The 26,087-nt window shown below is 44.9% G+C and carries 22 protein-coding genes and 1 riboswitch; of the genes, 8 read left to right on the forward strand and 14 right to left on the reverse strand.

Annotated features, from left to right (window positions below; all coding sequences use genetic code 11):
• Nucleotides 1–8: 8 nt before the first annotated feature.
• The 8 genes from mraY to OPS28_RS07440 form a co-directional block, all read right to left on the reverse strand.
• Nucleotides 9–1,091, reverse strand: coding sequence for a phospho-N-acetylmuramoyl-pentapeptide-transferase (gene mraY / locus OPS28_RS07405; protein WP_265608818.1), 1,083 nt, complete (start codon nucleotides 1,089–1,091; stop codon nucleotides 9–11).
• On the reverse strand, nucleotides 1,085–2,488 hold the full coding sequence (locus OPS28_RS07410) for a UDP-N-acetylmuramoyl-tripeptide--D-alanyl-D-alanine ligase (RefSeq protein WP_265608819.1): 1,404 nt from the start codon (nucleotides 2,486–2,488) through the stop codon (nucleotides 1,085–1,087). Before OPS28_RS07410 ends, mraY begins: the two co-directional genes overlap by 7 nt.
• Nucleotides 2,485–4,014 (reverse strand): UDP-N-acetylmuramoyl-L-alanyl-D-glutamate--2,6-diaminopimelate ligase, encoded by a 1,530-nt coding sequence (locus OPS28_RS07415; RefSeq protein WP_265608820.1) that lies wholly within the window; start codon nucleotides 4,012–4,014, stop codon nucleotides 2,485–2,487. The genes OPS28_RS07410 and OPS28_RS07415 overlap by 4 nt, the downstream gene beginning before the upstream one ends.
• Nucleotides 4,004–5,776 carry a peptidoglycan D,D-transpeptidase FtsI family protein gene (locus OPS28_RS07420; protein WP_265608821.1) on the reverse strand — a complete coding sequence of 591 codons (1,773 nt, stop codon included), beginning with the start codon at nucleotides 5,774–5,776 and terminating at the stop codon, nucleotides 4,004–4,006. Before OPS28_RS07420 ends, OPS28_RS07415 begins: the two co-directional genes overlap by 11 nt.
• Entirely contained in the window at nucleotides 5,776–6,105 is a 330-nt protein-coding gene (ftsL, locus tag OPS28_RS07425) for a cell division protein FtsL (RefSeq protein WP_265608822.1), read from the reverse strand. Before ftsL ends, OPS28_RS07420 begins: the two co-directional genes overlap by 1 nt.
• Nucleotides 6,102–7,037: a 16S rRNA (cytosine(1402)-N(4))-methyltransferase RsmH gene (gene rsmH / locus OPS28_RS07430; RefSeq protein WP_265608823.1), complete on the reverse strand. Its 936-nt coding sequence runs from the start codon at nucleotides 7,035–7,037 to the stop codon at nucleotides 6,102–6,104. The genes ftsL and rsmH overlap by 4 nt, the downstream gene beginning before the upstream one ends.
• The gene (mraZ, locus tag OPS28_RS07435) at nucleotides 7,034–7,492 is read right to left on the reverse strand and encodes a division/cell wall cluster transcriptional repressor MraZ (RefSeq protein ID WP_265608824.1); all 459 of its coding nucleotides are present in this window, start codon (nucleotides 7,490–7,492) and stop codon (nucleotides 7,034–7,036) included. Before mraZ ends, rsmH begins: the two co-directional genes overlap by 4 nt.
• 378 nt (nucleotides 7,493–7,870) lie before the next feature.
• On the reverse strand, nucleotides 7,871–8,638 hold the full coding sequence (locus OPS28_RS07440) for a SapC family protein (protein WP_265608825.1): 768 nt from the start codon (nucleotides 8,636–8,638) through the stop codon (nucleotides 7,871–7,873).
• A 273-nt stretch (nucleotides 8,639–8,911) separates the two neighbouring features.
• Between OPS28_RS07440 and OPS28_RS07445 the strand changes: the two genes are divergently transcribed.
• On the forward strand, nucleotides 8,912–10,108 hold the full coding sequence (locus OPS28_RS07445) for a dipeptidase (RefSeq protein WP_442863974.1): 1,197 nt from the start codon (nucleotides 8,912–8,914) through the stop codon (nucleotides 10,106–10,108).
• Here the strand turns inward: OPS28_RS07445 and OPS28_RS07450 are convergent.
• A complete protein-coding gene (locus OPS28_RS07450; RefSeq protein ID WP_265608826.1) occupies nucleotides 10,105–11,127 on the reverse strand; it encodes an alpha/beta hydrolase in 1,023 nt (340 codons plus the stop codon). The genes OPS28_RS07445 and OPS28_RS07450 overlap by 4 nt on opposite strands.
• A gap of 171 nt (nucleotides 11,128–11,298) precedes the next feature.
• Nucleotides 11,299–11,411: riboswitch (cyclic di-GMP riboswitch) on the forward strand.
• Nucleotides 11,412–11,509: 98 nt separating this feature from the next.
• On the opposite strand from OPS28_RS07450, the gene OPS28_RS07455 reads away from it, so the two are divergent.
• The 3 genes from OPS28_RS07455 to OPS28_RS07465 all read left to right on the forward strand — a co-directional run bounded on the left by OPS28_RS07455 (nucleotide 11,510) and on the right by OPS28_RS07465 (nucleotide 14,907).
• A complete protein-coding gene (locus OPS28_RS07455) occupies nucleotides 11,510–12,205 on the forward strand; it encodes an AAA family ATPase (protein WP_265608827.1) in 696 nt (231 codons plus the stop codon).
• Entirely contained in the window at nucleotides 12,165–12,506 is a 342-nt protein-coding gene (locus tag OPS28_RS07460) for a replication protein RepA (RefSeq protein ID WP_265608828.1), read from the forward strand. The genes OPS28_RS07455 and OPS28_RS07460 overlap by 41 nt, the downstream gene beginning before the upstream one ends.
• A gap of 310 nt (nucleotides 12,507–12,816) precedes the next feature.
• Complete coding sequence (locus OPS28_RS07465; RefSeq protein WP_265608829.1) at nucleotides 12,817–14,907, forward strand: tetratricopeptide repeat-containing diguanylate cyclase; 2,091 nt, start codon at nucleotides 12,817–12,819, stop codon at nucleotides 14,905–14,907.
• A gap of 36 nt (nucleotides 14,908–14,943) precedes the next feature.
• On the opposite strand, the gene prsR is transcribed toward OPS28_RS07465, so the two are convergent.
• The 4 genes from prsR to OPS28_RS07485 all read right to left on the reverse strand — a co-directional run bounded on the left by prsR (nucleotide 14,944) and on the right by OPS28_RS07485 (nucleotide 22,482).
• Nucleotides 14,944–16,308, reverse strand: coding sequence for a PEP-CTERM-box response regulator transcription factor (gene prsR / locus OPS28_RS07470; protein WP_265608830.1), 1,365 nt, complete (start codon nucleotides 16,306–16,308; stop codon nucleotides 14,944–14,946).
• A gap of 381 nt (nucleotides 16,309–16,689) precedes the next feature.
• Nucleotides 16,690–18,717 (reverse strand): XrtA/PEP-CTERM system histidine kinase PrsK, encoded by a 2,028-nt coding sequence (prsK, locus tag OPS28_RS07475; RefSeq protein WP_265608831.1) that lies wholly within the window; start codon nucleotides 18,715–18,717, stop codon nucleotides 16,690–16,692.
• A gap of 36 nt (nucleotides 18,718–18,753) precedes the next feature.
• A complete protein-coding gene (locus OPS28_RS07480; RefSeq protein WP_265608832.1) occupies nucleotides 18,754–19,878 on the reverse strand; it encodes a beta-ketoacyl-ACP synthase III in 1,125 nt (374 codons plus the stop codon).
• 132 nt (nucleotides 19,879–20,010) lie between these two features.
• Complete coding sequence (locus OPS28_RS07485) at nucleotides 20,011–22,482, reverse strand: vitamin K epoxide reductase family protein (RefSeq protein ID WP_265608833.1); 2,472 nt, start codon at nucleotides 22,480–22,482, stop codon at nucleotides 20,011–20,013.
• A 176-nt stretch (nucleotides 22,483–22,658) separates the two neighbouring features.
• Between OPS28_RS07485 and OPS28_RS07490 the strand changes: the two genes are divergently transcribed.
• Nucleotides 22,659–23,009 carry a hypothetical protein gene (locus OPS28_RS07490; RefSeq protein ID WP_265608834.1) on the forward strand — a complete coding sequence of 117 codons (351 nt, stop codon included), beginning with the start codon at nucleotides 22,659–22,661 and terminating at the stop codon, nucleotides 23,007–23,009.
• Between the two features lie 155 nt (nucleotides 23,010–23,164).
• Here the strand turns inward: OPS28_RS07490 and OPS28_RS07495 are convergent, their stop codons facing one another.
• Nucleotides 23,165–24,223, reverse strand: a complete 1,059-nt coding sequence (locus OPS28_RS07495; protein ID WP_265608835.1) for a carbohydrate porin — start codon at nucleotides 24,221–24,223, stop codon at nucleotides 23,165–23,167.
• A gap of 130 nt (nucleotides 24,224–24,353) precedes the next feature.
• Between OPS28_RS07495 and OPS28_RS07500 the strand changes: the two genes are divergently transcribed.
• The 3 genes from OPS28_RS07500 to OPS28_RS07510 all read left to right on the forward strand — a co-directional run.
• Nucleotides 24,354–25,025 carry a protein-L-isoaspartate(D-aspartate) O-methyltransferase gene (locus tag OPS28_RS07500; RefSeq protein WP_265608836.1) on the forward strand — a complete coding sequence of 224 codons (672 nt, stop codon included), beginning with the start codon at nucleotides 24,354–24,356 and terminating at the stop codon, nucleotides 25,023–25,025.
• Between the two features lie 194 nt (nucleotides 25,026–25,219).
• Complete coding sequence (locus OPS28_RS07505) at nucleotides 25,220–25,795, forward strand: hypothetical protein (protein ID WP_265608837.1); 576 nt, start codon at nucleotides 25,220–25,222, stop codon at nucleotides 25,793–25,795.
• A gap of 46 nt (nucleotides 25,796–25,841) precedes the next feature.
• The coding region (locus tag OPS28_RS07510) for a hypothetical protein (protein WP_265608838.1) at nucleotides 25,842–26,087 on the forward strand (246 nt) is incomplete at its 3' end.

Consider the following 26,087-nt stretch of genomic DNA (forward strand, 5'->3'; position numbering starts at 1 on the left):
TGTTACTTTTACCGTAATTTGAGGGTTGCCAAACCCACTAACACCAAAATAAGGGACATGATCCAAAACCGTACGATGACGCGCGGCTCTGGCCATCCTTTTAATTCGAAATGATGATGGATGGGGGCCATTCTGAAAATACGTTTACCCCGTAACTTAAACGATCCAACCTGCAAAATTACCGACAGCGTTTCCATCACGAATACGCCCCCCATGATAATCAATACGATTTCCTGACGGACTAATACAGCTAAAATACCTAACGTGCCACCAAGTGCCAGTGAGCCGACATCGCCCATAAACACTTGAGCAGGGTAGGTGTTGAACCATAAAAAACCCAACCCGGCGCCCACGATGGCGGTACACACAATGACTAACTCGCTGGTCATTGGAATATGCGGGATATTTAAGTAAGAAGAAAAATTCACATGTCCGGTGACATACGCGAATATGGCAAACGCGCCTGCGACTAAAATAGTGGGGACAATTGCCAAACCATCCAGGCCGTCAGTCAGATTAACTGCATTACTAGTACCTACCACGGCAAAATACACTATGACCAGATAAAACAATCCCAGTTGCGGCATCACGTTTTTGAAAAATGGCACTAACAAGGCTGTTTCTGATGGCAGCACGGCCGAACTGTATAAGTAGAAGGCCACGACGATAGCTATCATTGATTGCCAAAAGTACTTCCAGCGTGCAATGAGACCTTTGGGATCTTTACGTATGACCTTTCGATAATCGTCGATAAAACCGATAATGCCATATCCAATCACCACACTTAAGGTCACCAATACATAACGGTTGGTTAAATCAGCCCATAACAACACACTGGTGACAATAGCAGACAAAATTAACAATCCACCCATTGTCGGCGTACCGGCTTTAGACAGGTGACTCTGCGGACCATCCTCGCGAACGGTTTGGCCAATTTGCATCCGTTGCAAGGCTCGGATCATTTTGGGCCCTATCAAAATAGCAATAAGTAATGCCGTCAGGGTGCTTAAAATTGCCCGCATGGTCAGGTAGGAAAAAACATTAAAGCCTGACTCGTATTGGGTTAGCCATTCAGCTAGCCAAATTAGCATGCGATTCGCTCCCGACGGCGATCAAGCTTTCCCACGGGGGATTCCTCTATGGCAGTCACTACGCGCTCCATACGAGAGCTGCGTGATCCTTTTACTAAAATAGATATATCACGATGTTCAAAAGACAAGATGTCTTCAAGGCTATTGATTAAACTTTCAATGTCACTGAAATGATATCCGTTCGGCCCAAAAACAGCGCTCGCACATTGGCTTAATACACCTAACGTAACCAGGGTATCGATCCCCTGCTCAAGCGCATATTGGCCAACCTGTTCGTGGTAATAGCGGGCCTTCTCCCCCAGCTCTGCCATATCCCCTAAAATTAAGATGCGTTTTCCAGAAAAACTGGCAAGGGTATCAATGGCTGCCGATACAGAGGCTACATTAGCATTATAAGTATCATCTAATAACCTTACCTGGTTGGTCAGCATTTTTACATTCAGCCGGCCTTTAACTTGCGCCATGTTTAACAGACCATCACGCACGTCATCCAGTGTCGCGCCCACTTCCAGTGCCAACGCCGCCGCTAACAACGCATTACCTACATTATGAATACCAGGAATGTTAAGTTGAATAGACACTTCACCCTGTGGACAAATGAGTTCGAATTCGGCGCAGCCATTCAAACCAATAGTAATTTCCTGAGCGGTAAAATCTGCTTCGTGTTGTTGGCCGGGAGAAAAAGTTAATACATTATTGTAACGAAGCTTCCCTTCCCAGAAATTGGCAAACTGGCTATCCACATTCAAAATGGCGACACCCTTTTCATCCAGCCCTTTGAATATTTCACTTTTTGCGCGTGCCACCCCAAGTAAACTGCCAAAGCCTTCCAGATGCGACGCAGCGGCATTCACAATAGTGGCTACGTCAGGTTTAACTAAATTGGTAGTATACGCAATTTCACCTAAATGATTAGCTCCAAGTTCCATCACCGCAAAGTCATGTTCTGGTTCTAATCGAAGCAAGGTTAGCGGCACGCCAATATCATTATTAAAGTTACCCTGGGTCGCCAACACATTACCCCGGCGGGACAAAATCGCCGCAGTCATTTCTTTCACCGTGGTTTTACCTGAACTGCCCGTAATCGCGATAGTTTTTGGGTTGACTACGCGTTTTATCGCCGCGCCTAATTCGCCGAGGGCCAGCTTAGTATCTTTCACATAGATAGTCGGCAAATCCGACTCTATTTTTTCGCTGGCAATAACGGCAGCCGCACCGGAACGTTGTGCGTTTTTAACAAACGAGTGGCCATTAAAGTTGTCGCCCACCAGCGCAAGATACACATCTCCTGGTTTTAACGTGCGGGTGTCGGTACTGATATTCGTTACTTCACAATCTTTGCCTTCTAGGCGACCGTTAGTTTGTTGCGCAATCCATGACAGCTTTGTTTTTATCATTTGCTGTACTCCTGTTGTAACCGGGCTATTACTGCTCGCTCGTTATAATCGGTGCGATTGTCACCAATAATTTGATAATCTTCGTGGCCTTTACCGGCAACCACAATTAAGTCGCCAGGCTTACTTTTATCCAGACAAAGCCGTATCGCTTTTTCTCTATCTGCTTCTAAAATCGCCTTTTCAGGGTTGTTTAAACCTTGTCGGATATCATCTGCGATTGCAGCTGGTTTTTCCGATCGGCTGTTATCAGTCGTGATAACAATATGGCTAGCATGTTGCTCAGCCACCTGCCCCATTAGCGGGCGCTTTCCTTTATCTCGGTCGCCACCACAACCGAACACACACCAAATTTCACCTTGCGTATGTTGTTTAGCACTGTCCAACACCTTTTCTAGCGCGTCAGGGGTGTGCGCATAATCTACGACCACATTTCCTGTTTGCTTGAATGAGAATATCTCCATTCGGCCAGGTACAGGATGCACACGGTCTATAACGTTCACAATTTCAGCAAAGCGTTCGCCCTGCGCAAGCAGCGCAGCAACCGCACTTAACGTATTGTAAACATTGAATGTGCCGAAAAGCGGTATGCTGACCTCTGCACTCCCGCAATGGGTTTGTAAAGTAAAACTGCTACCTTCCGCATGATAGTGAATGTTTGTGGCAAAACAATGGCTTTGAGAAGTGAATTGTGGGTCAACTTCACCGATTCCTGTCCAAAAAATTTTTAATTGCTTGTCCGCATTCTTTTTCCAGTTTTGACTTTCCGGATCCTGCGCGTTTAATACAATACTGTGTAAGCCCGCTTGTTTAAGTAATTGCCGTTTAGCCTGCGCATAGTCCTCCATTGACGTATGGTAATCCAAATGGTCACGACTTAAATTGGTAAATACTGCGATATCAGTTTTTACTTGGTCAATCCGCCCTTGCACAATGGCGTGAGAGGAGGCTTCAAATGCTGCCTGCCCCACATCCAGCTGAACAAAGTCGGCCAAGATGTACTGAATACGAATAGGATCGGGCGTAGTGGTACCGTCGGGCTCAGGAATATAGTGCGTTTCTGGGCCTTCATACAGCCCATGGCCCAATGTACCGATAGCGCCGCAGCGGGTGCCAAGCAATGATTTAAGTTGGGTTACTAACTGTACCACAGAGGTTTTACCATTGGTGCCTGTTACTGCGATAGTTGCCATTTTCTGCGCAGGATAGTCGTAAAATGCCGCAGCCAATGATGACACCATATCCGATAATTTATACAGCGAAATGATGACACTGTTGCCACGCATCTCTAAATGCCCATGTTGCTTTTTATCTTCTGTTTGGGCAAGAATAACCTTTGCCCCAAGGCTGATTGCCTGCGGAATAAAATCTCTTCCATCAAGGGCATGGCCTTTAATCGCAACAAAAGCTAATCGAGTGGTAACTTCGCGGCTATCCAGGGTTAACCCTGAAATACGAATATCCGGTGCATCCACACCGAATTTAGCCATCAACGCACGGGTGCTTTGAACGAAAGCATTAACTACCATTGCTCGCTCCTTTTAACCACTGAGTTGAAGTAACCTGGCGATCATCTGGAGGCACATTCATAAGCTGAAGTGCTCCCCCCATAATTTTAGAAAAGACGGGGGCAGCTGTATCGCCGGCGTGATAGAGATCGCCGCCTGGTTCATTAATTAATACGATTGTAACCAGCCTTGGGTTAGTCAAAGGCGCCAAACCAGCAAAAATATTGACATACTCTTCACCATAACCTCCAGCAACGGCCTTTCGGCTAGTGCCGGTTTTTCCCGCAACACGGTATCCCTGTACCTTCGCTTTTTTTCCTGAACCATCTTCCTGGGTCACGCTCTCCATCATATCGATGATGGCTTTTGCATTGTGTTCGCTGATGACGCGCTCTTCTTGCGGCTTCCAGGTAGTGGACTGAGGTTTATGCACTATATTGAGCGGCCGCTTTATTCCCCCATTGGCGAGTGTGGCGTACATACGAGCGAGTTGCGCCGTAGTAACAGAAATACCATACCCGAAAGACAGCGTGGCTAATTCAAACTCAGACCAACGGCTACGTTCGTGAAAAATACCACTCGCTTCACCGGGCATATTAGTGCCGGTATCTGACATAAGACCAAGATTATAATAAGTATCTAACAAGAAATCTTTGGGCACCGACAGGGCTAATTTCGATGTGCCCATATTACTGGAATGCTGAATAATTTCTTCTAAGGAAAGCTTACCGTAATTACGAAAATCTTTAACCAGACTGCCACCCAAACGCATCCAGCCCGGTGAGGTATCAATGATGTCGCCAACTTTCGTTTGCCCAAATTCCAATGCTGCCAGTACAGCTAGTGGTTTTAACGACGAGCCGGGTTCAAAGGCATCGGTGATGACTCGATTACGCATACGATGAGGCGAAACATTTTCGCGATCATTTGGATTGAACGAAGGGGCATTTACCATCGCCAGAATATCGCCATTTTGCACATCCACAACCAATGCCGAAGCAGATGTCGCTTTGTAGTAAAACATGGCTTCTTTGATTTCACGATAAGCCAGCGCCTGAATACGCTGATCGATAGTTAGCTGTACCGTTCCAGCTGCTTCGCCCGCCTCTGATTGCAAAATTTCTACCTGACGGCCTTTGGCATCGCGACGAATAATCCGTGAGCCTGGCGTGCCTGTTAGCCAGTCGTTGTACAACCGTTCTAAACCTTCAATACCGTTGTCATCTACATCAGTGATACCGATAAGTTGTGCCGTCACTTCCCCATTGGGATAATAACGGCGGCTTTCCTGGCGTAGATATATACCGGGAATTTTAAGCTCTTCTACATATTCTGCCATTGCTGGAGAAACCTGACGTTGCAGGTACACGAAGCGACGCGAAGGATTAATTACCTTACTTCGCAACATTTCCACATCCTGGCCTAACACTTCTGCCAGCGCTTGCCAACGACGGGTTTGCGATAAACCGTCCTGCTGATGGATAATTTTGGGATCGGCGTAAATTGCCCGCACAGGCACACTTACCGCTAACTCTACGCCATTACGGTCGGTAATTAACCCCCGATAACTCGGCATATTACGAGTACGCAAAGTACGGTTATCGCCTTGCTGAATAAGATTATCTGGTGCGATTACCTGAATGTATGCTGCACGAATAGCTAAACCAGTAAATACCAATATGATAGCAAGCAATACCACCACAAAACGCCAGTGCACCAATGAGGGTGTCACGTTTTGTTTCGCACCTGTGCGTTTGTTAGCAGAGCGTATCGCAATAGTCATTAGAATCGCACCACCACTTCTTCATCTACGGTGGGCCGACGCATATTTAAATGCTTTTCGACAAGCGCTTCAATACGATTGTGCTCTGTTAACGCTCGCTGTTCCAGTACCAGATTACGCCACTGCACATCCAGCGCATCTTTTTCCTGCATGTGCTTTTCCAGCGCAATAATTTGCTGACGATTGTTATGGGTACTTAAGATCACAGCAAATGCGCTGACAAGCACCATTAAATACAATAAAACCCGCAGCTTGTTGCGGGTAAGATCACTGATAATAATCAGCAGTAAATTAAAGTTGGTCGAAGACCCGTTATCGGTTTTGCTCATAGCTTCTGCGCCACCCTCAATACGGAACTTCTAGCCCTGACGTTGCGGTCGATTTCCGCCTGAGTAGGCTTAATTGCTTTACCTATTCCTTTGAGCACTTTATCAGCGTCAATTTCTGCCTGCGTAATAGGAAGGCCCGCAGGTACTGATTTTCCTTTGCTCTGTTCTTTGATAAAGCGTTTTACTAACCGGTCCTCTAAAGAATGAAAAGAAATAACGGCCAGCTTCCCGCCCGACTTCAATACCGCGGTAGCCGCTTTCAGTCCTTGACGAAGTTGATCCAATTCTGCATTAATGTAGATACGAATGCCCTGGAATGCACGAGTGGCCGGATGCTTATATTTATCTTTTACTGGCACTGCTTCGTCGATTAATTGCGCCAATTGCAACGTACGCTCGATAGGTGTGTGTTTCCGTTGGTTTACGATGGCATGTGCTATGCGCTTACCAAATTTTTCTTCACCAAACTCTTTAATTACCTGTGTAATGTCCTGTTCTTCTGCGTGCGCTAACCATTGGGCTGCACTTTCGCCGCGACTGGTATCCATACGCATATCTAAGGGGCCGTCACGCAAAAAACTAAAGCCTCGTTCAGCGTCGTCCAATTGCGGCGAAGACACACCTAAATCCATTAGTACGCCATCGATTTTCCCAGCTAGACCAAGTTCGCTAAGGGCTTCCGCCATTTCGGCAAATGGACGATGAATAATAGTGAAACGGGGATCATCCGCCAGGGTTCTCGCGGCCTCAATAGCTTGTGGATCGCGATCAAAAGCGATGAGTCGGCCATGCTCAGATAAATGGGTAAGAATAGCCCGCGAGTGTCCACCCCGTCCAAAAGTAGCGTCAACATAAAGTCCGTCGGGATCGATGGCTAATGCATGGATACACTCATCAAGAAGCACCGATGCGTGAGAGAATGGAGTACTCATAATGAGAAATCCTGTAAACGCTCGGTAAGTTCAAAGTTACCTTCACGTTCGGCTTCCATATCATTCTCAATTTGACCGGCCCAGTTTTCTGCACTCCAGACTTCAAACTTGTTCAGCTGACCAACTAACATCACCTCTTTTTCTAAGCCTGCATGTTGGCGCAACGGAGAAGGCAGCACAAAGCGGCCATTCTTGTCCATTTCAGCTTCTGTTGCATAACCTAATAAGAGACGTTGCATACGACGTTCAGCGGGTACCATACTGGAGAATTTGCTGAGTTTCAGCTCGATTTCTTCCCATTCGGGAAGTGGGTAAAGTAACAAACAGCTTTGCTGTGTATCGATTGTACAGACCAGTTGTCCGTTGCAATCATCAAGCAGCGGCTGACGGTATTTTGTTGGTATTGCCAGCCTACCCTTTGTGTCAAGATTGATTGCGTTAGCGCCGCGGAACATTCCCCTAGCCTTTTATATTGTTGCTGCTGTTTTTCTAGTCTTGTGTGTTCTGGTCTGTAGAAATTTGCTAATCGATCCACAATTTGCCACTTTTACCCACTGGTTGACAGTTTAGGTACCACCTTGCCCCACTGTCAAGGAAAAAAGTCGCTTCAAGCCTACGTATTTATTGACCTACAACTGTTTTTGCATACAGTGGTTATGCTAAAGTGACTGAATTAGAGTAGAAAAAAGTCGGAGAAATGCGCTCACTAGAGGAACATTAAATCTTCTGGAGAATGAATTTTCTTTTGTATTTGTTTTTTCGACGACATACCACGAAGAAGGCGAAAAGTGATCACTCACTTTTCGCCTTCTTTTGATTCGACTATTTATGCGTTACTGAGAAGCTTTCTCAGGCGCTTTCGACTGTTCTGTATCCGCACCCACTTGCATATTGGCAATGGCTTTATCGGTGTTTTTAGACAGTTCAATGAGTCTATTTAACTGGCCCATCGACATCATTAGCGCATAGATAGCGCCCATGAAACCCGCTTTATGTAACTCAAGTACCTTCGCGTCATCCAGCTCAAGAAGCTTTTTCTCATTGATGTTCATCATACCGGTAACGTTTCGCTTGCTACCATCATCATAAGCAACGTGAATTCGAATAGGTTCCAACAAATCGGCTTCAACCACTTGGGTGACAAAACGTTGAGTGGTCAATTCGCTGTTTGCCAGATCGGCTAAAAATTGCTGACGATCTTTAAGTACGTCTGTCGCTTCACCGTTTTCAGTGAAAAGTGGCAATCCATCTTCGGTAAATAGCGGGCTATTTTCGTCAATAAATATACCTAGCTTGTCACCATCAGGTCTCACATCGAAGGGGTAGCGCACAATGTTCATGGGCACGTGAGAAGCTTGCCATTGTCCGTCTTTTATAAATAGATTCTGGCCCTGCTCTACGCCCAGCATCGCTACAATATGATGACGATTGGTAGAAGGGTCTTTAATAAAAACAATGGGCATTGCACTTGCTAAACGCGCGAATTCTTTAATCGTTGCTGCTGCAAGATGCGTATTCTGGGCAAATTCAAATGAATGCTTAGAGGCGATTTTGATATTCTTATGTTTATCTTTATCCAGAGGGATATAGTTAGCTGCCATAATTTATTTCCAATTTTTTTAATCAGCGAGACAATGAAAATTCAGCCATGTGTCTGTTTTGCTTGTACTCACCATTTTTTTTTACTACCGCCAGGATCGCTCCCTGTGGTTCTGCCGGGCAGTATGGCTTATTTTTTTTCTCAAGTCACGGGACAACGTATGCCAAATTAACGACGAATATGAAGTAATTTGAAATTTGCGCCATGCTATTGTAGTAACTGTCTGAATCCCTTACGCTTAGCTTTATACAGAAAGGTTTGGAGATAACGTAAAGTGAGCAAGTTTTTTATTATTACTACGAGTGCATTATTAGCCTGGTCTCATTTGGCCCTAGCTAAGGTTGACGTTACCGAGAAGGCACGCACAATCGCAAAGAATACCATTATTGTTGATGGGCATATTGATGTTCCTTACCGCATAAAAGACAAGTGGGTTGATGTCACCAAGGCAACCAAAGACGGCGATTTTGACTACCCTCGTGCTGTTGAAGGGGGGTTAAATGCCCCCTTCATGTCAATATACGTACCCGCTTCACTAGACGGTTCTGACGCATCCACCCAGCTTGCCCACGAACTGATTGATTCCGTCGAAGCGATAGTTGCCCGCGCGCCCGACAAATTTGCCATTGCTTACACAACCGATGATGTGAAGACACAATTTGATAAAGGGCTTATTTCGTTACCAATGGGAATGGAAAATGGCTCGCCCATTCAAGGTGACCTGACGAACTTACGGATTTTTTATGACCGTGGTATTCGCTACATCACTTTAGCGCATTCCCAATCTAATCATATCAGTGATTCGTCGTATGACTTACGTCGTCAATGGAAAGGCTTAAGTCCATTTGGCAAAACGCTTATCCCAGCGATGAATAATATTGGTATGTTGATAGACATTTCGCATGTTTCGGACGATGCGTTCTATCAAACTCTTGAGCTATCAAAATCTCCTGTTATTGCTTCGCACTCGTCATTACGCAAGTTTACTCCTGGTTTCGAGCGTAATATGGACGATGACATGATTAAGGCGTTGGCAAAAAATGGCGGCGTTATTATGATCAATTTTGGTTCTGGCTTTGTCACCAAAGAGGCTCGCCAGTGGCGCGATGGGCTAATGAAAGCAGAAAACGCACTGATTAAAAAAGAAGGCAAAGACAGTGAAAAACTGGCAGACTTTGAAGCCATTTATCGCAAAGAAAACCCTTACCCTTATTCCACAATAGACGAAGTGCTTGATCATATCGACCATGTCGTAAAACTGGTGGGTATTGACCACGTAGGCATAGGGTCAGATTTTGACGGCGTAGGTGACTCACTGCCAATTGGCTTAAAAGATGTGTCTTACTTTCCACATTTAGTGCAGGGTTTACTTGACCGTAACTACAAAGAAGCCGACATCAAGAAGATCCTGAGCGGAAATATTTTACGCGTATGGAAGCAAGTAGAGGATTACGCGCAATCACACGGTTAATGCATTGACACAAATGTCCCCAGCATATCCGTCATTTGCCTAAATAACGGATTAGCCTGGGGAATGGTGCACTTTTCGAGCGTCGTTACTGCATGCTTCTTAAAGTGCATATCCGCTATAGACCGATAGTCCAGCGGTAAGTCGCCATGACAAAGGTCATACTCTTGGTCAATTAAGAACAACATATGCGCGCCCTTAACGTGCTTGAGTAAGGCCTCGACCCCATGCAACGGGGTCGTCAAATCGGCTTGCGAATGCGCGGCAAAGACGGGCACATTAATCTGTTGTCCACTTGCTAACTTATTTCGAATGTCGTGAATAATGCTCATTAATTGCAACCCAGCGTATCCCGAGACACCCGGATATTTATGTGGATTCGGGCCGGTTGCCTGATATGTTCCATCAATCAGTCGCGCTAACCATTTTGTGCCCCAGATTTTAGACATACTTTCAGCATAATCAGATAGCGCCAAGGCAGCGGAAAATAGCATTAAAGCGTCAATCTGCTCGGGATGAGTTAAGTAATAATCGGTGGCAATGGCGGCACCGGCAGAAAAACCACCGAGATAAATTTTATCGCCGAGCTGGGGTGCAAAGTGGATCATAGATTTTACATGACGGCGCCACGTCAGTGGCATATCGCCATCTTCCATCGCCTCATCTGCGTCGCGTAAACCGTGGCCAGGCGTTAAAGGCACTAACACGTTCATGCCTTCTGCATGTAGCTTTTCTGCAATAGCGCGCATATAAAACGGTGAGTCACTTAAGCCATGAAACAACACTGCTACTTTCTCGGTTTTCTGACCGTGATGCATGATGAAAGGCGCGTTACCTTCATTTCGTAACACAGGAGAACAAACACGAAATTGATTAGGTTCGGGATCTCGGCAACGGGCTATTTTGCCTAGCTGTTGCTGGTAATGTGAAGCAAACTTGTCAAATACGCCATCAATCGGCTCAAGGGGTGCTTTCGCGAAGGCAGCAGGAATAAAACAGATACAAATCCAAAGAATACGCATTATGAAGCCCTTTGCTTAATGAGGTTGTCTGTAAGACAAAAAATCCACTGATTAGGTATGGATTATTATCCCTAACTATTGACCGTCATGCTATCACATCAATAAATTAGCGCTAGGATTATCATATCTACGAAGACATTCGTCGCACTAAGCAACGTAAACCGTGGATACAAATGAAAAAGGCAAAGCAACACGAAAGGTTGTGACGCAAAGCTTCCGGTCTACTGCCATTAATGGTACAAAAAAGTGTATCACGTCATGGCTATGATAGCGGGGTTACCAAAGATAGGAACTGCTTTTACAATGATTAAGCGGGTTCGATCAAGGTGTACTTTTTCAGTCAACGATGAATAACGTTAATTATGATTTAAGGACTGTGACAATGATTATCTTGGTTGGAGGAGAAAAAGGCGGCAGTGGTAAAAGTTGTCTCGCACAAAATATCGCCGTATATCTTCGAACGGAAAAAAACGCTAACGTGCTAATGGTGGACTGCGATCCCCAGCGCACTACGTCAGATTGGATACAAGAACGTAAGGCTGATGATGCCCTGCCGGATATAAACTGTATTCAACTATATGGCAAAATACGCAATGAGCTAATCAGTCTAAATCGCCACTACGATTACGTGGTAATAGATTGTGGCGGTCAGGATAACCTCGCGTTGCGATCTTCGATGTCGGTAGCGGACCACGTTCTTATCCCACTTCGACCCAAACGTCGCGATTTAAAAACCGTCCCGCATATGGAAGATATCATCACCACTTGCCGTATGGTTAACCCCAAAATGAATGCCGCTTTCGTGATCACACAGTGTCCCTCGCTGCCCTCACTAGCCCCTAGAATTCTCGAGGCAAAAGAAGTGTGCCGTTCATTTGAGCTCGCTGTACTTAACTCTGTCACTTTCAGTCGCAATATGTATGACGACTCAGAAGAGTCAGGTCAGTCCGTTATTGAAAGCGAACCGAACGGTAAAGCTGCTATAGAAATTCGCAGTATATTTGATGAAATGTTAGCTAGAGCGAAGGAAAACCCGTATGAGTCTGTGCAGCCTGCGAAAGTCTCAGCCGTCGGCTAAGCCAGTTCGTCTGTCTGTTGATGACTTTATCAACCAGGCAATCGATTACGCGCAGGGCCGCAGTCGGTCCTGCCAGAATTCGTCCGTCGAGACTACGCGAACACCGAGTGATAATGCGAAGGTTTGCTTAAATAAATCAATGAAGCACGCCACTTTCAGTTTATCAGAGGAGGCTATCGTCCAACTTAGTGATTTATCGACCCGTACTGGCATATCTCGTTCACGGCTTTTACGAATATTGATTGCCCAGCAACAACAAAAAGAAACCGATAGTAATATTTGTGGCAGTAATATCCCGTAAGAGGGTTGTGTATATAAAAAGTGTTAGACAATAAATTGCGAAGTTATATACTCTGTTAAGCCGTGAGCATTTTTTGGTCACCCTTGGAATATATAACTAACTAACGGATTTGCAAAGGAAACTATCAGCCACTAAAGGCGTCATCAGGTAAGATGAAGTATGCGCAGTATCCCGCCGGTATTGCCTTTTAAAGAAGCAGTATGCTTACCCGACTGCATGAATTCAGTTGTATTAGTGGAAAAGTTTTTTCTCACTTGGATTAAGTATGTACGTGCGTTTGCTTGGGTGCATGTTATGCATTGTAAGCTTCTTGACAGAGGCGAAGTCTGACGCTATCCGAGTGATAACGTCAGCCCAAACCAAAGAACAGTTACAATCGATAGTGGCGTATCAAGACGCAGGCCGTTTGACGCAAGCCGAATCGCTCTCTCTATTGCTGCTGGAGCGGGCTCGTACCCAGCAAAACGATATCGATGTGGCAGCGGCATTTCACGAAATAGGCCACATTTCAATTCTTCAAAACAAATATGAATTGGCTCGCAACGCATTTAACAATGCATTAGAAATTTTTACGCGTGAAGGGTTACTAAAACCCATAGCTGTTATCCTGGCTGATATTGGTACCAGCTACCGCTACCAGTCAGAATACAACAAAGCCTTAAATTTTCATTATCGCGCACTCTCGCTGTTTCAATCTGAAGAGAATCGATTAGGCATTGCTGCTCAGCAGTTAAATATTGGCATCGTATTAAAGGAGTTGGGGCAATTTGAACCTGCGCTTAGCTACCTAAAACGCGCCTTAACTGAACTTCGCCAGCAGAATCGCCTTGAGTCCGTCAGTCAGGCATTGTCACATATTGGCGGCATATATGTAGACATGGGGCAGTATGAAGCCGCGCTTATGTACGCGAAAGATGCGTTGGCGATAAGCGAAGAAACTCAGTCCCGCCACCGCATTGCTAAAAATCTTAGTAGACTCGGCGATGTCTACCTGCGCTTAAACCAGTATGAATTAGCTAAAACCCACCTGGAAAAAGCCTTAGTAATATTTACTGAGCTGGAAGCACCTCGTGACCATGGTTCCGTGTTGACTGTTTTAGGCCAGGTGGAAATAGCCAGCGGTCACTCAGATGTGGGATTACAATACCTTAACGAAGCTTTAGCCATAGCCAATACTGATCACTACCCCAAGCTTAAAACAGACGCCCAACTTGCCTTAGCGCGCGCGTTCTTAAGTTTACAACAAAATGAGACAGCGCTTACCCATGCGTTACGGGGTGTAGAGCAAACAAGCCAACGGCACGAACTCAGTTTGCAGGCACAATTTCTTCAAGTAATTGTGGATATTTATGTCGCCCAGCAAAATTATGAAAAAGCATTTTCAACGCTTATACAAAAAAACCAAGTGGTTTCTAAGATTATGAGCGAAAACAGCGCCATGACTGTAGCCCAAATGCAATCTGAAATCGAGGTGGAGCGTCAGGCTCAATCTATTGAAATGCTTCGCAAAAATAGAGCCATAGAACTTGCCCGCGCTGAACAAACCAATCTTCGCACCACCCTTGCCTTGGGCGGCCTAACCGCCACCTTGCTTTTCCTTTTTTTATTGTGGGGTCGATACAATACCAAAAGACTCAACCTTAACTTACAAAATGAGGTTCGCAAACGAACCCAGGAGCTGGTACAAAAAAATAATGAATTAGAAGATGCCTACACTACCCTTGAGCAGGTAAGTTTACGTGACCGTCTTACAGGGCTTTATAATCGTCATTATTTAGAAGCACAGTTACCGGGTGAAATTCAGCGCTGCCAACATACGTTTGCCACTGCGAAGCCAGGTGAAGACATTAATGATGCAGATTTACTCTGTTTTTTGTTAGATATCGATAATTTCAAAAAAATAAACGATGAACATGGGCATATGGCGGGTGACCGTTTCTTAGTGCAGTTTACCGAAGTTATTCATGAAGTGTTTAGACAGACTGACTTATTAATCCGCTGGGGGGGGGAAGAGTTTTTGGTAGTGTGTAGGCAGGCTAATCGCGCTGAAATGTGCATGCTGGCTGAACGATTCCGAGTAGCGGTAAGCGAAAGAGTGTTTGAGGTGAACCAAGGCAAAACGATTCGGGCAAGTTGTAGTATTGGTTTTTGTACGGTGCCGTTGTTTGTCCATTCACCTTACCGGGTTAACTGGAAAAAAACCTTTTTAATTATGGATTATTGTTTGTATGCGGCTAAAGCGTCTGGAAAAAATTGTTGGGTGGGGGCGCTGTCCGCAAAAGACGAAGAAGTAGATGAAGCTTCATTGTCGCACTTTGCCAAGAAATTTGAATTCAACTCAGTCACCTTGGCCACCTCATTAAATAATCTGGCCAGTATCAACTGGCCAGGTGAAAAATAATGCATGTGATGAAGCCAACCGTATAACCCGCGTTGGTTACACACCGGTTTTTATATCTTCCATATGATATTTATCGATTAGCGAATACAACGTAGGCCGGGTAACTCCGAGCAATTCAGCGGCTTTAGACATATTCTTATCCGCGGCTTGGTAGGCTTTTCTAATCGCACGGCTTTCGGCCTGCTCTCTAACCTCGCGCAAGTTAAGTGTTTCCGGTTCGCGCTCCTCACTTCCCGCCAACAAACCTAAATCTTCTGCATGAATTACGCTACTCTCGGCCATGATCACCGCAGATTTTAATTTATTCTGCAATTCGCGAATATTGCCCGGCCAACTGTGCGACATCATAGCCTGAATGGCACCTTCAGAAAAAGACTTCGCTTTGGCATTGAACTCTTCGCGATATTGGTTGAGGAACGTTCTGGCTAGCAGGAGTACGTCCTGCTCTCGATCACGCAATGGCGGAATGAAAATAGGAATTTCGCCTACCCGATAGTATAAATCTTCACGGAAACTTTCTTCCTTCACCATATTTTGTAAATCGCGGTGAGTCGCACAAATTACCCGAATATCCACCGGAATTTCGTTTCTGCCCCCTACTCGCTCAATAACGCGTTCTTGTAAGAAACGTAACATTTTCGCTTGCAGGCCGATTGGCATATCACCAATTTCATCGAGGAACAGCGTGCCCCCGTGGGCCATCTCAATTTTCCCCAGGGTCGTTTTGTTGGCCCCGGTAAAGGCCCCTTTTTCATAACCAAACAATTCACTTTCAAGTAAGTTTTCAGGTATTGAGGCGCAATTTATCGCCACGAAGGGCTTGTCTTTACGGGGGCTATGCTCATGTATACTGCGAGCAAATACTTCTTTACCTGTGCCACTTTCACCTAATAACAAGGTACTTATATCGGTACCCGCAATTTTCTCCGCACGGCGAGTAACCATCTGAATTGAATCACTATTCCCAATGATGCGCCCCATGCCAGGACGCGCTTTAGCAAGCACTCTATTTTCGTGTTCCAGGTTCGCCAGATTGAGCGCGCGCTGAACAAGTAACTTAATCGTGTCAGAATCAATGGGTTTTTGGTAAAAATCGTATGCGCCCAAATCAATAGCTCTAAGTGCATTTTCTTTATCGTTATTGCCCGTCACCACAATCACTTTAGTACGGGGGGCCAAGGCCACAATTTCTTCTAATGTTTTCAAGCCTTCAGAAGCATTAGCCGGATCGGGCGGTAAACCTAAATCCAGTGTCACCACTTTAGGTTCGTGACGACGCAATTGGGCAATTGCAGAAGCTCTATCGTCCGCAAATACAACGTTATAGTCAGTGAAACTCCATTTCAGCTGCTTTTGGATGCCTAAATCGTCGTCTACTACAAGAATGGTATTCTTCGTCATCCGTCTTATCCGTATTGTTATTATAAAATGAGTTCGTTAGGTCAAAAGCAAGTTGACCTTTGCTGTTCTGTTGTTCTGCAAGCTGTTGTGCAATAGGGCCCGGTTGAAAGTGTGAAAAGTGAAGATGAAGTAATCTACACAAACAATTTCTAACGTAGCCAATATGTGCCACGATCGCTACCCATCAGGTTTAGGTTTCACCTTTTTACTTTTTACTTTTTACTTTTTACTTTCTACTTTTTACTTTTTACTTTCTACTTTCTACTTCTACGCCTTTGATGTTCAACGCTAACGTCGGATACTAAACCCTTGGCTTACGTTGCGGCCTAAACCCACTCAGGCTAAAGACATTTAGAACAACAAAAGTTAATACGCTCTAGTTTAATCTAAAGGAAAGGCCAAGGTAAAACAGGTTCCTTCCCCCACCACACTAGTCACAAATAGCTTTCCGCCAATAGACTCCATATAGTTTCTGGCGTCAAATGCACCAATTCCCATTCCAGCGTTACCTTTTGTGGTGTCGAAGGGCTTAAATAAGCGTTGCTTAATAAAGGTCTGATCCATACCACAACCGGTATCTTCAATTCTGACTAGCTGCCGATTACTTTCATGATCCAACTCCAACTGAACAGTTACTGCGCCATCGTCTGGCGTAGCTTGTTGGGCATTACTAATAAGGTGATATACAACATTAGCAAACTTTTCAGGATCGACGACAACAGCTGCTTCTTCAATTTTTTTCATCGTTGGCAAGGGCAGTAGTTGCTGGCATTTACTGTCAATTACCGTGCTGATAATTGAAGATAATTTTTCTGCTGAATCCAGCCCTACTTTATCGATTTTTTTGTCCGTAAGCTGACGTAACATTTTATCCATTCGGGCTTTGGTGTAATGCAGGGTTTCAAACGTATCCTCGATAAATTCAGGGTTACTTTTGTGTTGCTCAGCATTGCATAAAATTAAATCTATCTGCGCTGATACATTCTTTAAATCGTGCAAAACAAACGCAGACATACGGTTAAAGGCTGCAAATTGCGCATTTTCCGCTACCGTCATGGCCGCCTCATTATGCAAAATGTATGTCGCTACCTGATCGGTAACTGCGGTTAAATAGTCGCGCACTTCCCAATTCAAACTAACCAATTCGCCTTCACTTTGAGCCAGTAATGCGAACCCCCACACTTTGTCGGCTTTGAAAATAGGCAGAGCCAACTGAAAGCGACATGCTTTGAGCGCCTCTCTATCAAGTTGCAAATCAGAGTAGTTAAAGGGCTTAATTTGAAATTCGTCAAAATCTATTAGCCAGGCCGTTTTATTACAATAATGCGTTAATTGCCGCACAAGTTTGGCTTCGGCCGAATTAAGATTGTCGATATTACGGTGCCCCACCTCTTCTACATCCATAGTCGAGACTTTTACCAACATCCCCTGGTCATAATTTATCGCGCCTAAAAACCCTTTTAGCGCGTTACAATATACCTGAGGTAAATTTTCCGTTTCAGTGGATAGTGCCTGAGTCAGTTTCACCCACTCTATCCGATAATCAAACTGATTCGCGAAAAAATGTTTAGTAATAAAGACTTTAATTTTAGTACGAAAACTGTTTGATAAGATGAGCGTGGCCAATAACACTAATGACATCACTATCAACACAAGTTGTACTGTGGCCCCCCAGCTACCGCCAAAGTAATTAATGGCGTAGCCAATCAGTGCCATGCAAAAAAGATAAATACCGGCGACCAAAAGCAGTGAAGAATGCAGCACTACATCTCGGGAAATGAAAATATCAATACCCCAATGCTTAATGCGACGCATAGCAATAACTAACAGCGGGGTTAGTAATAAATAGATATAACCACGTGCCGCGATATAGCCTATTTCAACTTGGTTTACCATCGTGGCATTGGTGTACATGACAAATTCGAACAAATGTGCTGTACCTAAATAGAGCACTAAAGGCTTGTAGGTCCATTGGTTGGAGCCCGCTTGCCGATACATCACTTCAAGCAGAATTAATATTTCCAGTGACATCACCGTCAGCATGAAGTAATACCATGACTGAGTCACTGGAATAAGCGTAGGGATAAGAAGGGTAAGTACGGGCGGAAGCAGGATGAAAAAAGTTGCTGGTCGGGCTAGTACTTGCCAGATATTCTCAAAGTCGTTGCGCAAGCAGCTTGCGATGAATAACAACCATACCAGTTGTTTGAGGATATCTGCGGTAAATAGATAATTTATATTCACCGGGCCCGCGATAATGCTGACAAAGCCCAATGACCATACCATGGTTACCATGGTGCCAAGCACAAGTAAATGCTTGGCCAAACCGGACTTCCTTACCGTCAACAATAACAACAGCAACACCATGTAAGCTAAAAAACTCAGCCCATAGCCGATATCCGCAATCATCCCTTTCTCCTACAACCTGCGCTAACTTCGCGACTTTTAACGCTTCTTGATTACAAGGCTACCTATTGAATAGCCAGCGCCAAACGAGCAGATTATACCAACATCGCCTTCCACTAAATCTTCATGATTCAGCGCAAACGCAATGATAGAGCCAGCTGAGGCGGTGTTTGCATACTGGTCAAGAACGATAGGCGCTTCTTCGGGTGTGGCATCGCGACCTAATAGCTTTTTACTGATCAGGGTGTTCATGTTGATATTTGCCTGATGCAAATACCAGCGTTTGACGTGTTCAGGCGTTAAATTATATTCAGATAAATGAGACTGAATATGTGCGGCAGCAAGCGGACAGACTTCTTTGAATACTTTTCTGCCAGCTTGATGGAAAAGTTTATCCGCGCCATACGGGTCGACATCATTTGCACGGCTCATATAACTAAAATTCGAACGAATATTGTTTGAGAACCGAGTTAGGGCTTTTGTACCAAGAATATTATATTGATGGTCTGATTTTGCAGTTTTTGCTTGTTCAACTACCGTGGCGGTGGCAACGTCTCCAAATATAAAATGACTGTCACGATCGGTATAGTTAATTTGCGGTGAAACCAGTTCCGGGTTTATGACCAGTACACAACGGGCCGTTTTGGCAGCCACCATTTCGTAGGCACGATGCAACCCAAAGGTAGCAGCCGAACACGCTACCAGCATATCGAAACCAAAGCCTTCAATGCCCAATTCGTTCTGCACTTCAATAGCCACCGCCGGATAGGCCCTTTGCGTATAAGCGCAGGACACGATAACCGCGTCGATGTCAGCGGGGCTTTTATTAGCTGCGGCGAGCGCCTTTTTTGCAGCGGCTATCGCTATTTCGGCCTGATTCGATAACTCATGCTCTGCGCGTTCAGCAATCACCGGACGCATACGATTAATATCTAATACGCCTTCTTTTTGGTAAATAAAACGCTGTTTAATTCCCGATGCTTTTTCGATGAAATCAGCGCTTGAATAAGGCTTTGCTTCTATTTCGCCACGCTCGATTTCAGCTTTATTCGTTTGATTAAAGGCATCGGCGTAAGCATTATAACTGTCAACCAACTCTTCGTTGGTAATAGTATAGTCGGGGTTCCAGACCCCCACTCCAGAAATCACAATATCGTGCGACATAGTATTACTCTTATTTATGTCTTAAATGGTATGAATAAGCTTCATGTGAAACCTACTACATTAGATACTGTGTAGCTTATCCCTTTGCGAGTCGATTGTCATGGTAAACACGCGCAGATGCGACTGACGGCGTTACACAATGGCTTTATTCCATAACCCATAATCGTAATTAACCGTTCCTTTCCTAAGGCTTAGCGCGATAAGTAATAGGCCGCAAATAAGACTTGAAACCATAGCCCACATGCCTGCGCCATATACAAATGGCGTGATGAGTAAGGCTGCCCCCAGCGGAATAATAAGGTAACGCACCATACGGCCCGTTTCAGCAAGCGATGTCACCACCACTGTTAGCACCAGTGCACCAATTATATGATCAGCATTGGCCATGCCGCCTTGGGCATCAAGCGTCAGGCGGGTGAACATTAACCACAAGCCTATAGGAATACACAGGGCGAGATTCCAAGGGATATTTACACCGCCGCCGATCATATCTTTGAAAACTGTCCAGCCGCTGCGGTGAAACTCTGTTTTATCCCCTTCCCATTTCCCGTCATCCGTATCGCCGGTAAAGAAAATTCGTAGTAATGGGCGGCCCTGCTTTTTGCGCCGGTATAAAAATTCGGTGGTGGCGACTAATTCATCAAGCGAATAAGGAATTTGAATAAGCATAGCCGCTGCCCCAATTAGGCATAAGGTACACCATGTGCCAATAACGATGGGTTGAATAATAATGAAAAATACCGATATGACGCCCAACGGCACTATCATTATGCCAAACAACATCACCAGCCAAGGCATGGTGCGCCAACGTCTTACAGAGCCCATTAAGCCCGTCAGTATTTCCAGCGCATAAGTCATTGCTCCCAGCCCAGCATCAGGTACAGGCCACGCTTCTGACACTGACGATGTAATAATTTCTTCGGTGCCATTTTTGGCATTTCCCGCAGCGCCAGCAAAAAAAGGCTCCCATACAGAATCAATATGGCCCAATTGATAGGCACACAGATAACGAGAAATGAAAAAACCGACGAAAGCGAGCAATATAATAGGCATGCGCTGCACCCAGCCTGACGGATTAAAGCTCCAGCCGGGGGGAGTATTAGGGCCTGTTTCGGCTGCCACCTGCGAGACGCCTGGTGTTGGTCGAGAACACACGGCAAATCCAATGACCAGCATACCGACCAATGTATCATTCATATAGGCGGCGGCGGTAGGAGCCCAAAATATCAACGGTGCACCAAGCAACCACAACCCTACGCCCGCGGTAGCATAACGGGCCAGACTCATCCTCCACGACATCGACAAAAGTGATAACACTAACAATGCGGCACCCGATGCCAGGTTACTGTAAACCATATTCTGACTTTCATAACCCAAGATAAAAGGCGCAGTGAACAGCCAAAACGCTAAAGCAAAGTTAGCAAAATGCGCCCACATAAATTGATAGTGTTGTTTCTGATATTCTTTCTCGTGGGTCTCGCGAATGCGATCAGCATTAATTTGCTTTTCTTCTGAGGTTTTAATCCAATCAGGTAATACAATTCCATTGCGTTTATACCAGGCTGGCGGATCAGATTTTAAGTTAACAATTAAGGCTTTAATGCCATCATAAATACGATGTTTGGGACGCCAGCCTAAAAGTTTTTCCGCCCTACTGTTATCTAAATCATAATGGTCGCTGGATAGATCGATCATGAAAGGGCGGATAAAAGGTTTTTCCCCATGATCGATCGCGTCGGGAATAACCGGCTCTGCATGTTCTTCCACCCAAGCGCCGGGCTTCGCCACAAATTCAGGCACTGAAATGGTGGTCCACTCCCGTTCCCCATATATAATATGACCAATGCGGTTTTGCAGCGCCTGATAGCTCATCACCTCACTTTCGCCTGCTAATATCACGGTTTCATCAGGCAGCGACTTGCGTTTTTCAATCGCGCGGGCGAATAAGTCAATCATGTCATCTTTATGCAAAAACGCCTGACCCGCTTGGGCGTCGCCGGAATACAACCCGCTTTTTAACTGGCGTTCGTAAATTCGGGCAATTTGATGGCTTAAGGTGGGAACGGCACTTTTTTCATCATATAAGCCGGCCATACGCAAAATGGTGTACGGAATATCACCGTGGTATTCCTTTATCGCTTGCTCTGCCTTTGCTTTGGATTCAGGATAAGCCCACCCAGGGTTAATAGGACTGTCTTCGGTAATTTTTTGTCCAGGCACGCCCGCTTCATGAACCAGCATGGTAGAGGAATAAATAAAATTCTCTACTTCATATTCTTGCAATGCTTCTAAAAAAAACTGGGTGCCCTCGACGTTCAGCTTGTCATATAGCGGGTTATCCTCCCCGGTAAAATCAAAGTAAGCGGCTAGATGAATAACGGCTACAAAGTGTTTGCTATGCTTGTCGGCTATTTTATGCAGCGCAAATTTGATTGAATCACGGGAGGTAAAATCACACTTAATGCTTTCATCTGCCGCCTCGCACGGCTTAATATCCAGCCCGATAACATAATGAGATTGCTTAAGTGACTCACACAGCGCTGCACCTACATCTCCCGAAGCCCCTGTTAACAAGACAATAGATTGTTGCTTGTTTTGCGCCATACAAAAGCCTCCGACTCATCTTTAAATGCTATTGATACCGTTGGATATCTAGATATGATCACTCCCTATTATTGTTAACTTTTGCATTTAAGACGTTGCTCGCATTGTTTATAGTTGATGAATTCGTTAAAGTTTTTGATTACTATTCCATTAATAGGGCTGACAAGGAATTTCGTATGAATCGAAAGTTAATAGGACTCATTCTTGCCGTCGCATCGTATTCTGCAAATGCTAACTACCAGTGTGATGGTGGGGTCGATGGTGTAACGATTGAACCCAAGACAGGGGTGGTATTTGCACAAAATGTTGGTGGGTTCATTTGGCCAAGACTATGCAGCGTAACACACGAATATAATGGCATCCCTCCTGAGTCCTGTAAGCTTGTTTATTCAACTCTGTTAGCCGCCCAGACAACTAATAAAGAAGTGAGATTGTGGTTCAATGATGAGAAAGACTGCAGTTTAGAAAGTCACCCTAGTTGGCAGCAACTGACGGGGTGGTATTTTGGCCCTTCTATTCGCAACTAAAATTAAAAAAATGTTTACCACAGATAATTAGCTGCATTAACTGATGTCGCTTAAAAACATATATTTCGAGAATATTAGTTGCCTTGGAGGTGGTTAGTTGTTTGAGCGAGTAGTATAGGTGCAAGTTGAGCTTGACCCTTGAACATTCAAACGAATTAATAGCTTAATTCAAAGCGCAAAGTCGCGACTAATTCATTGCGATTTTCGCCAGCAGGATTAGCAATATATTGAAGGTTGGGTTTGATAGCCAGCCACGTGGCCACTTGGGATTTCACAAACACTTCAAACGCCTTTTCGGCAGAATGGGTGACGGGTAAATAATTGCTCAGACGCACAATGGTATAAGCAGCGCCAAACATTAACGTGTCATTGTCAAAAGCATTTCGACTTATGACACCCAGCCCCAGGTGGCGGTCAATTTCAGCCACAATGGCATCACTTGCCCCTAATTGTAAATAATAATACCAGTCTGACTGGGCTATCGGCCCTTCTAACACTGCATAAGCGCCGTTAGCTCCCTGGTTGGGGGAATTATCGGTTAACTTAAGAAACTCCCCATCATGTTCCCATCCGCCAATTTTTATAGAAAGATTGTCGGTTTGATAGTGCCATTCACCGATATAAAACCGATCTGAAAACGAGTTTCTACCGGAACCAGCTGCCGCCGCGACCCTTAGCGTATGGTTTGGAAACACGCCGACGTTAACCACAAGCGATGCGGCGGGGTCTGGGTAAGTAGGCAAGGTAAAAACGGTAGGGCTTAACCCCATAGAGCCATTCATAAATTCCAGCGCGTTTTGCGCAAATGCAAAGTCGTTATTTAAATCGACAAAACCCGCTTTGATACCATTCGTATCAGTAAACTCATATTGCCCCCAAGCTTCGTATATCCCCTCAAACTCATCTTCATCAATATTGGAAAATGCTTGGATATCGCCAACATAGTCGGATGCGTTTTCTCCACGCAACATCACCACGCTTAAATAACCTGTCATTTGCTGCACAGATACTTGATAACCCGCCTCCACTAGCCCGCGAGTGACAATATCTTTATCCACGCCTTCAACATCCAGCGCTGACAGGTCAATGATCGCATTAGCGCTAACCTCATGTGTAACCTGTGCATGCCCCCCTTTAGCGCACATAGCTGCATATAAAATAAGTAATACCGCGTAAAACGAACGAGGGGTACGGTTACAGAACCAATTATTCAACTGCGCATCCTGCTATTTTTTTTCAATATTAGCTTAAGTAGTGTAGGCGTAGCCAATTACATCGATTATTTTGGTGATTTTTTACGGCACATCTAAACTTAAGTTTTCACTTTAAAATCGAAAACGTGTAATGGAACCTTCTGACCCTGCCCGTTTAGCTGAAAAACAACTTATGTTAACTACTCATTTGGCGGGAAGAGGTATCCGCGATACTAACGTGCTCAAAGCAATGAACACCGTGCCTCGCGAAGCTTTTTTGTCGGCGGTAAATGTTCCGCACGCCTATATTGACGCCCCATTACCTATTGAAGAAGGCCAAACGATCTCACAACCTTATATTGTGGCGAAAATGGCAGAGTTGGCACATTTAGACAGCCATTCTAAAGTACTGGAAATTGGCACGGGATCAGGCTACGGCGCTGCCGTATTAGGCCAAATTGCGGCAGAAGTATTCTCTGTTGAAAGAAAAGCAAAGTTAGCCCCACAAGCACGCAGCGTCTTAAAAAAACTAGGGTATGCTAATGTTACTATTGTCGAAGGTGACGGCTCCCGAGGATTGATAGAAGAATCACCTTTCGACGCGATTGTGGTCACCGCGGCGGCCCCTGTTATTCCAGCCATACTAAAAGAGCAGCTGGTACTTGGAGGAAGCTTAGTTATCCCAGCCGGTGAAGGACCCATTCAGCACCTGCTAAAAATTAAACGCACCGATGTGAATACATATGAACGTACCGAGCACGGCGCCGTGCGCTTTGTGCCCTTAATTGGAGAGTTTGGCTGGGAGCGCAGGCACGAGTTTTAAGCTATATTCTGTCGAACTGGAGCGACGTTATTATTGCGAATTACTCATTTTCCCCTTTTGACAACTGCACAAACTATATCTTCAACGATAAATATTGAGGTTTGGGGTCGCCCCTTTCAGTCACTTTCTTTAACTGCGAATATTCTCTCGCGCAAATTAGTCGGCAATTCGCAAAGTGCTTATCCTATTTTGTTGTGGCTGAAGAAATAAACACCTTGCGGGACGAAACGCGGTTACAAAAAGCGGCCCTCAAAGATTCCACTGATCCTAACGACATTGAAGAATATAAACGACTTGATAAACTCCATAGGGACTTATCCCATGCAGAGGGAAATCTACTTTCTGATGCCTACGCAGCGATTTATCCTAATGCACGTGTCATTACTCCTTCCTGGGGTGACGGCTCAGTCAATATGAACCTTGACAAGGTGATACAATATGAAGTTGATGGCGAAATCAGATGGGTTGCCATTGAAGCCAAAGGCGGCGGCTCGGGATTAGGCAAGCGCCTTACTGCTGATAAGCAACATTATGCCCAACAAGGTTCGCAAGAGTATTGGAATAGTTTGTATAAAGATATGGTGGATAAGCGAAATAGAATGGAGCAAAATGGAATCGCTGTTCCACCCGAGATGGACTCAATTATAGATGCTATGAAAGACAATAATTTCGAATATATCGCTGTGAGCAAAGCCATTTACGACCAGGGTGGCAGGTTTGCAGGTTTTACAAAGAGCGTCTTTCCCCCTAAGACACCGCCAGCCTCTTAGAGGCCTGGGATGTTTTTTAAAGCAGGACACATTAGGAGTTAAATTCTTGAAAACACTTCATATCAAGTATCATATTGCGCCTCCGAAACACAGCAAAGAGCAGCGCTTAGATTTTATAAGAAATCATGTACTTAATTCACGCTTGAACTCTATCAAATCAGCTATAAAAACAAATTGTAATAAGTTTAATTTTTTACTAAGCGTCTTTTTTCAGCATTACAGATTTCTGGTCAAAGATTTTTCAGAAATCTATGAGCTAACCCAAGATAAATCGGATTGGGAAGCCGTCCTT

Source organism: Alteromonas sp. ASW11-130, assembly GCF_026183735.1.
In the GTDB taxonomy this organism is placed as follows: Bacteria; Pseudomonadota; Gammaproteobacteria; order Enterobacterales; family Alteromonadaceae; genus Alteromonas.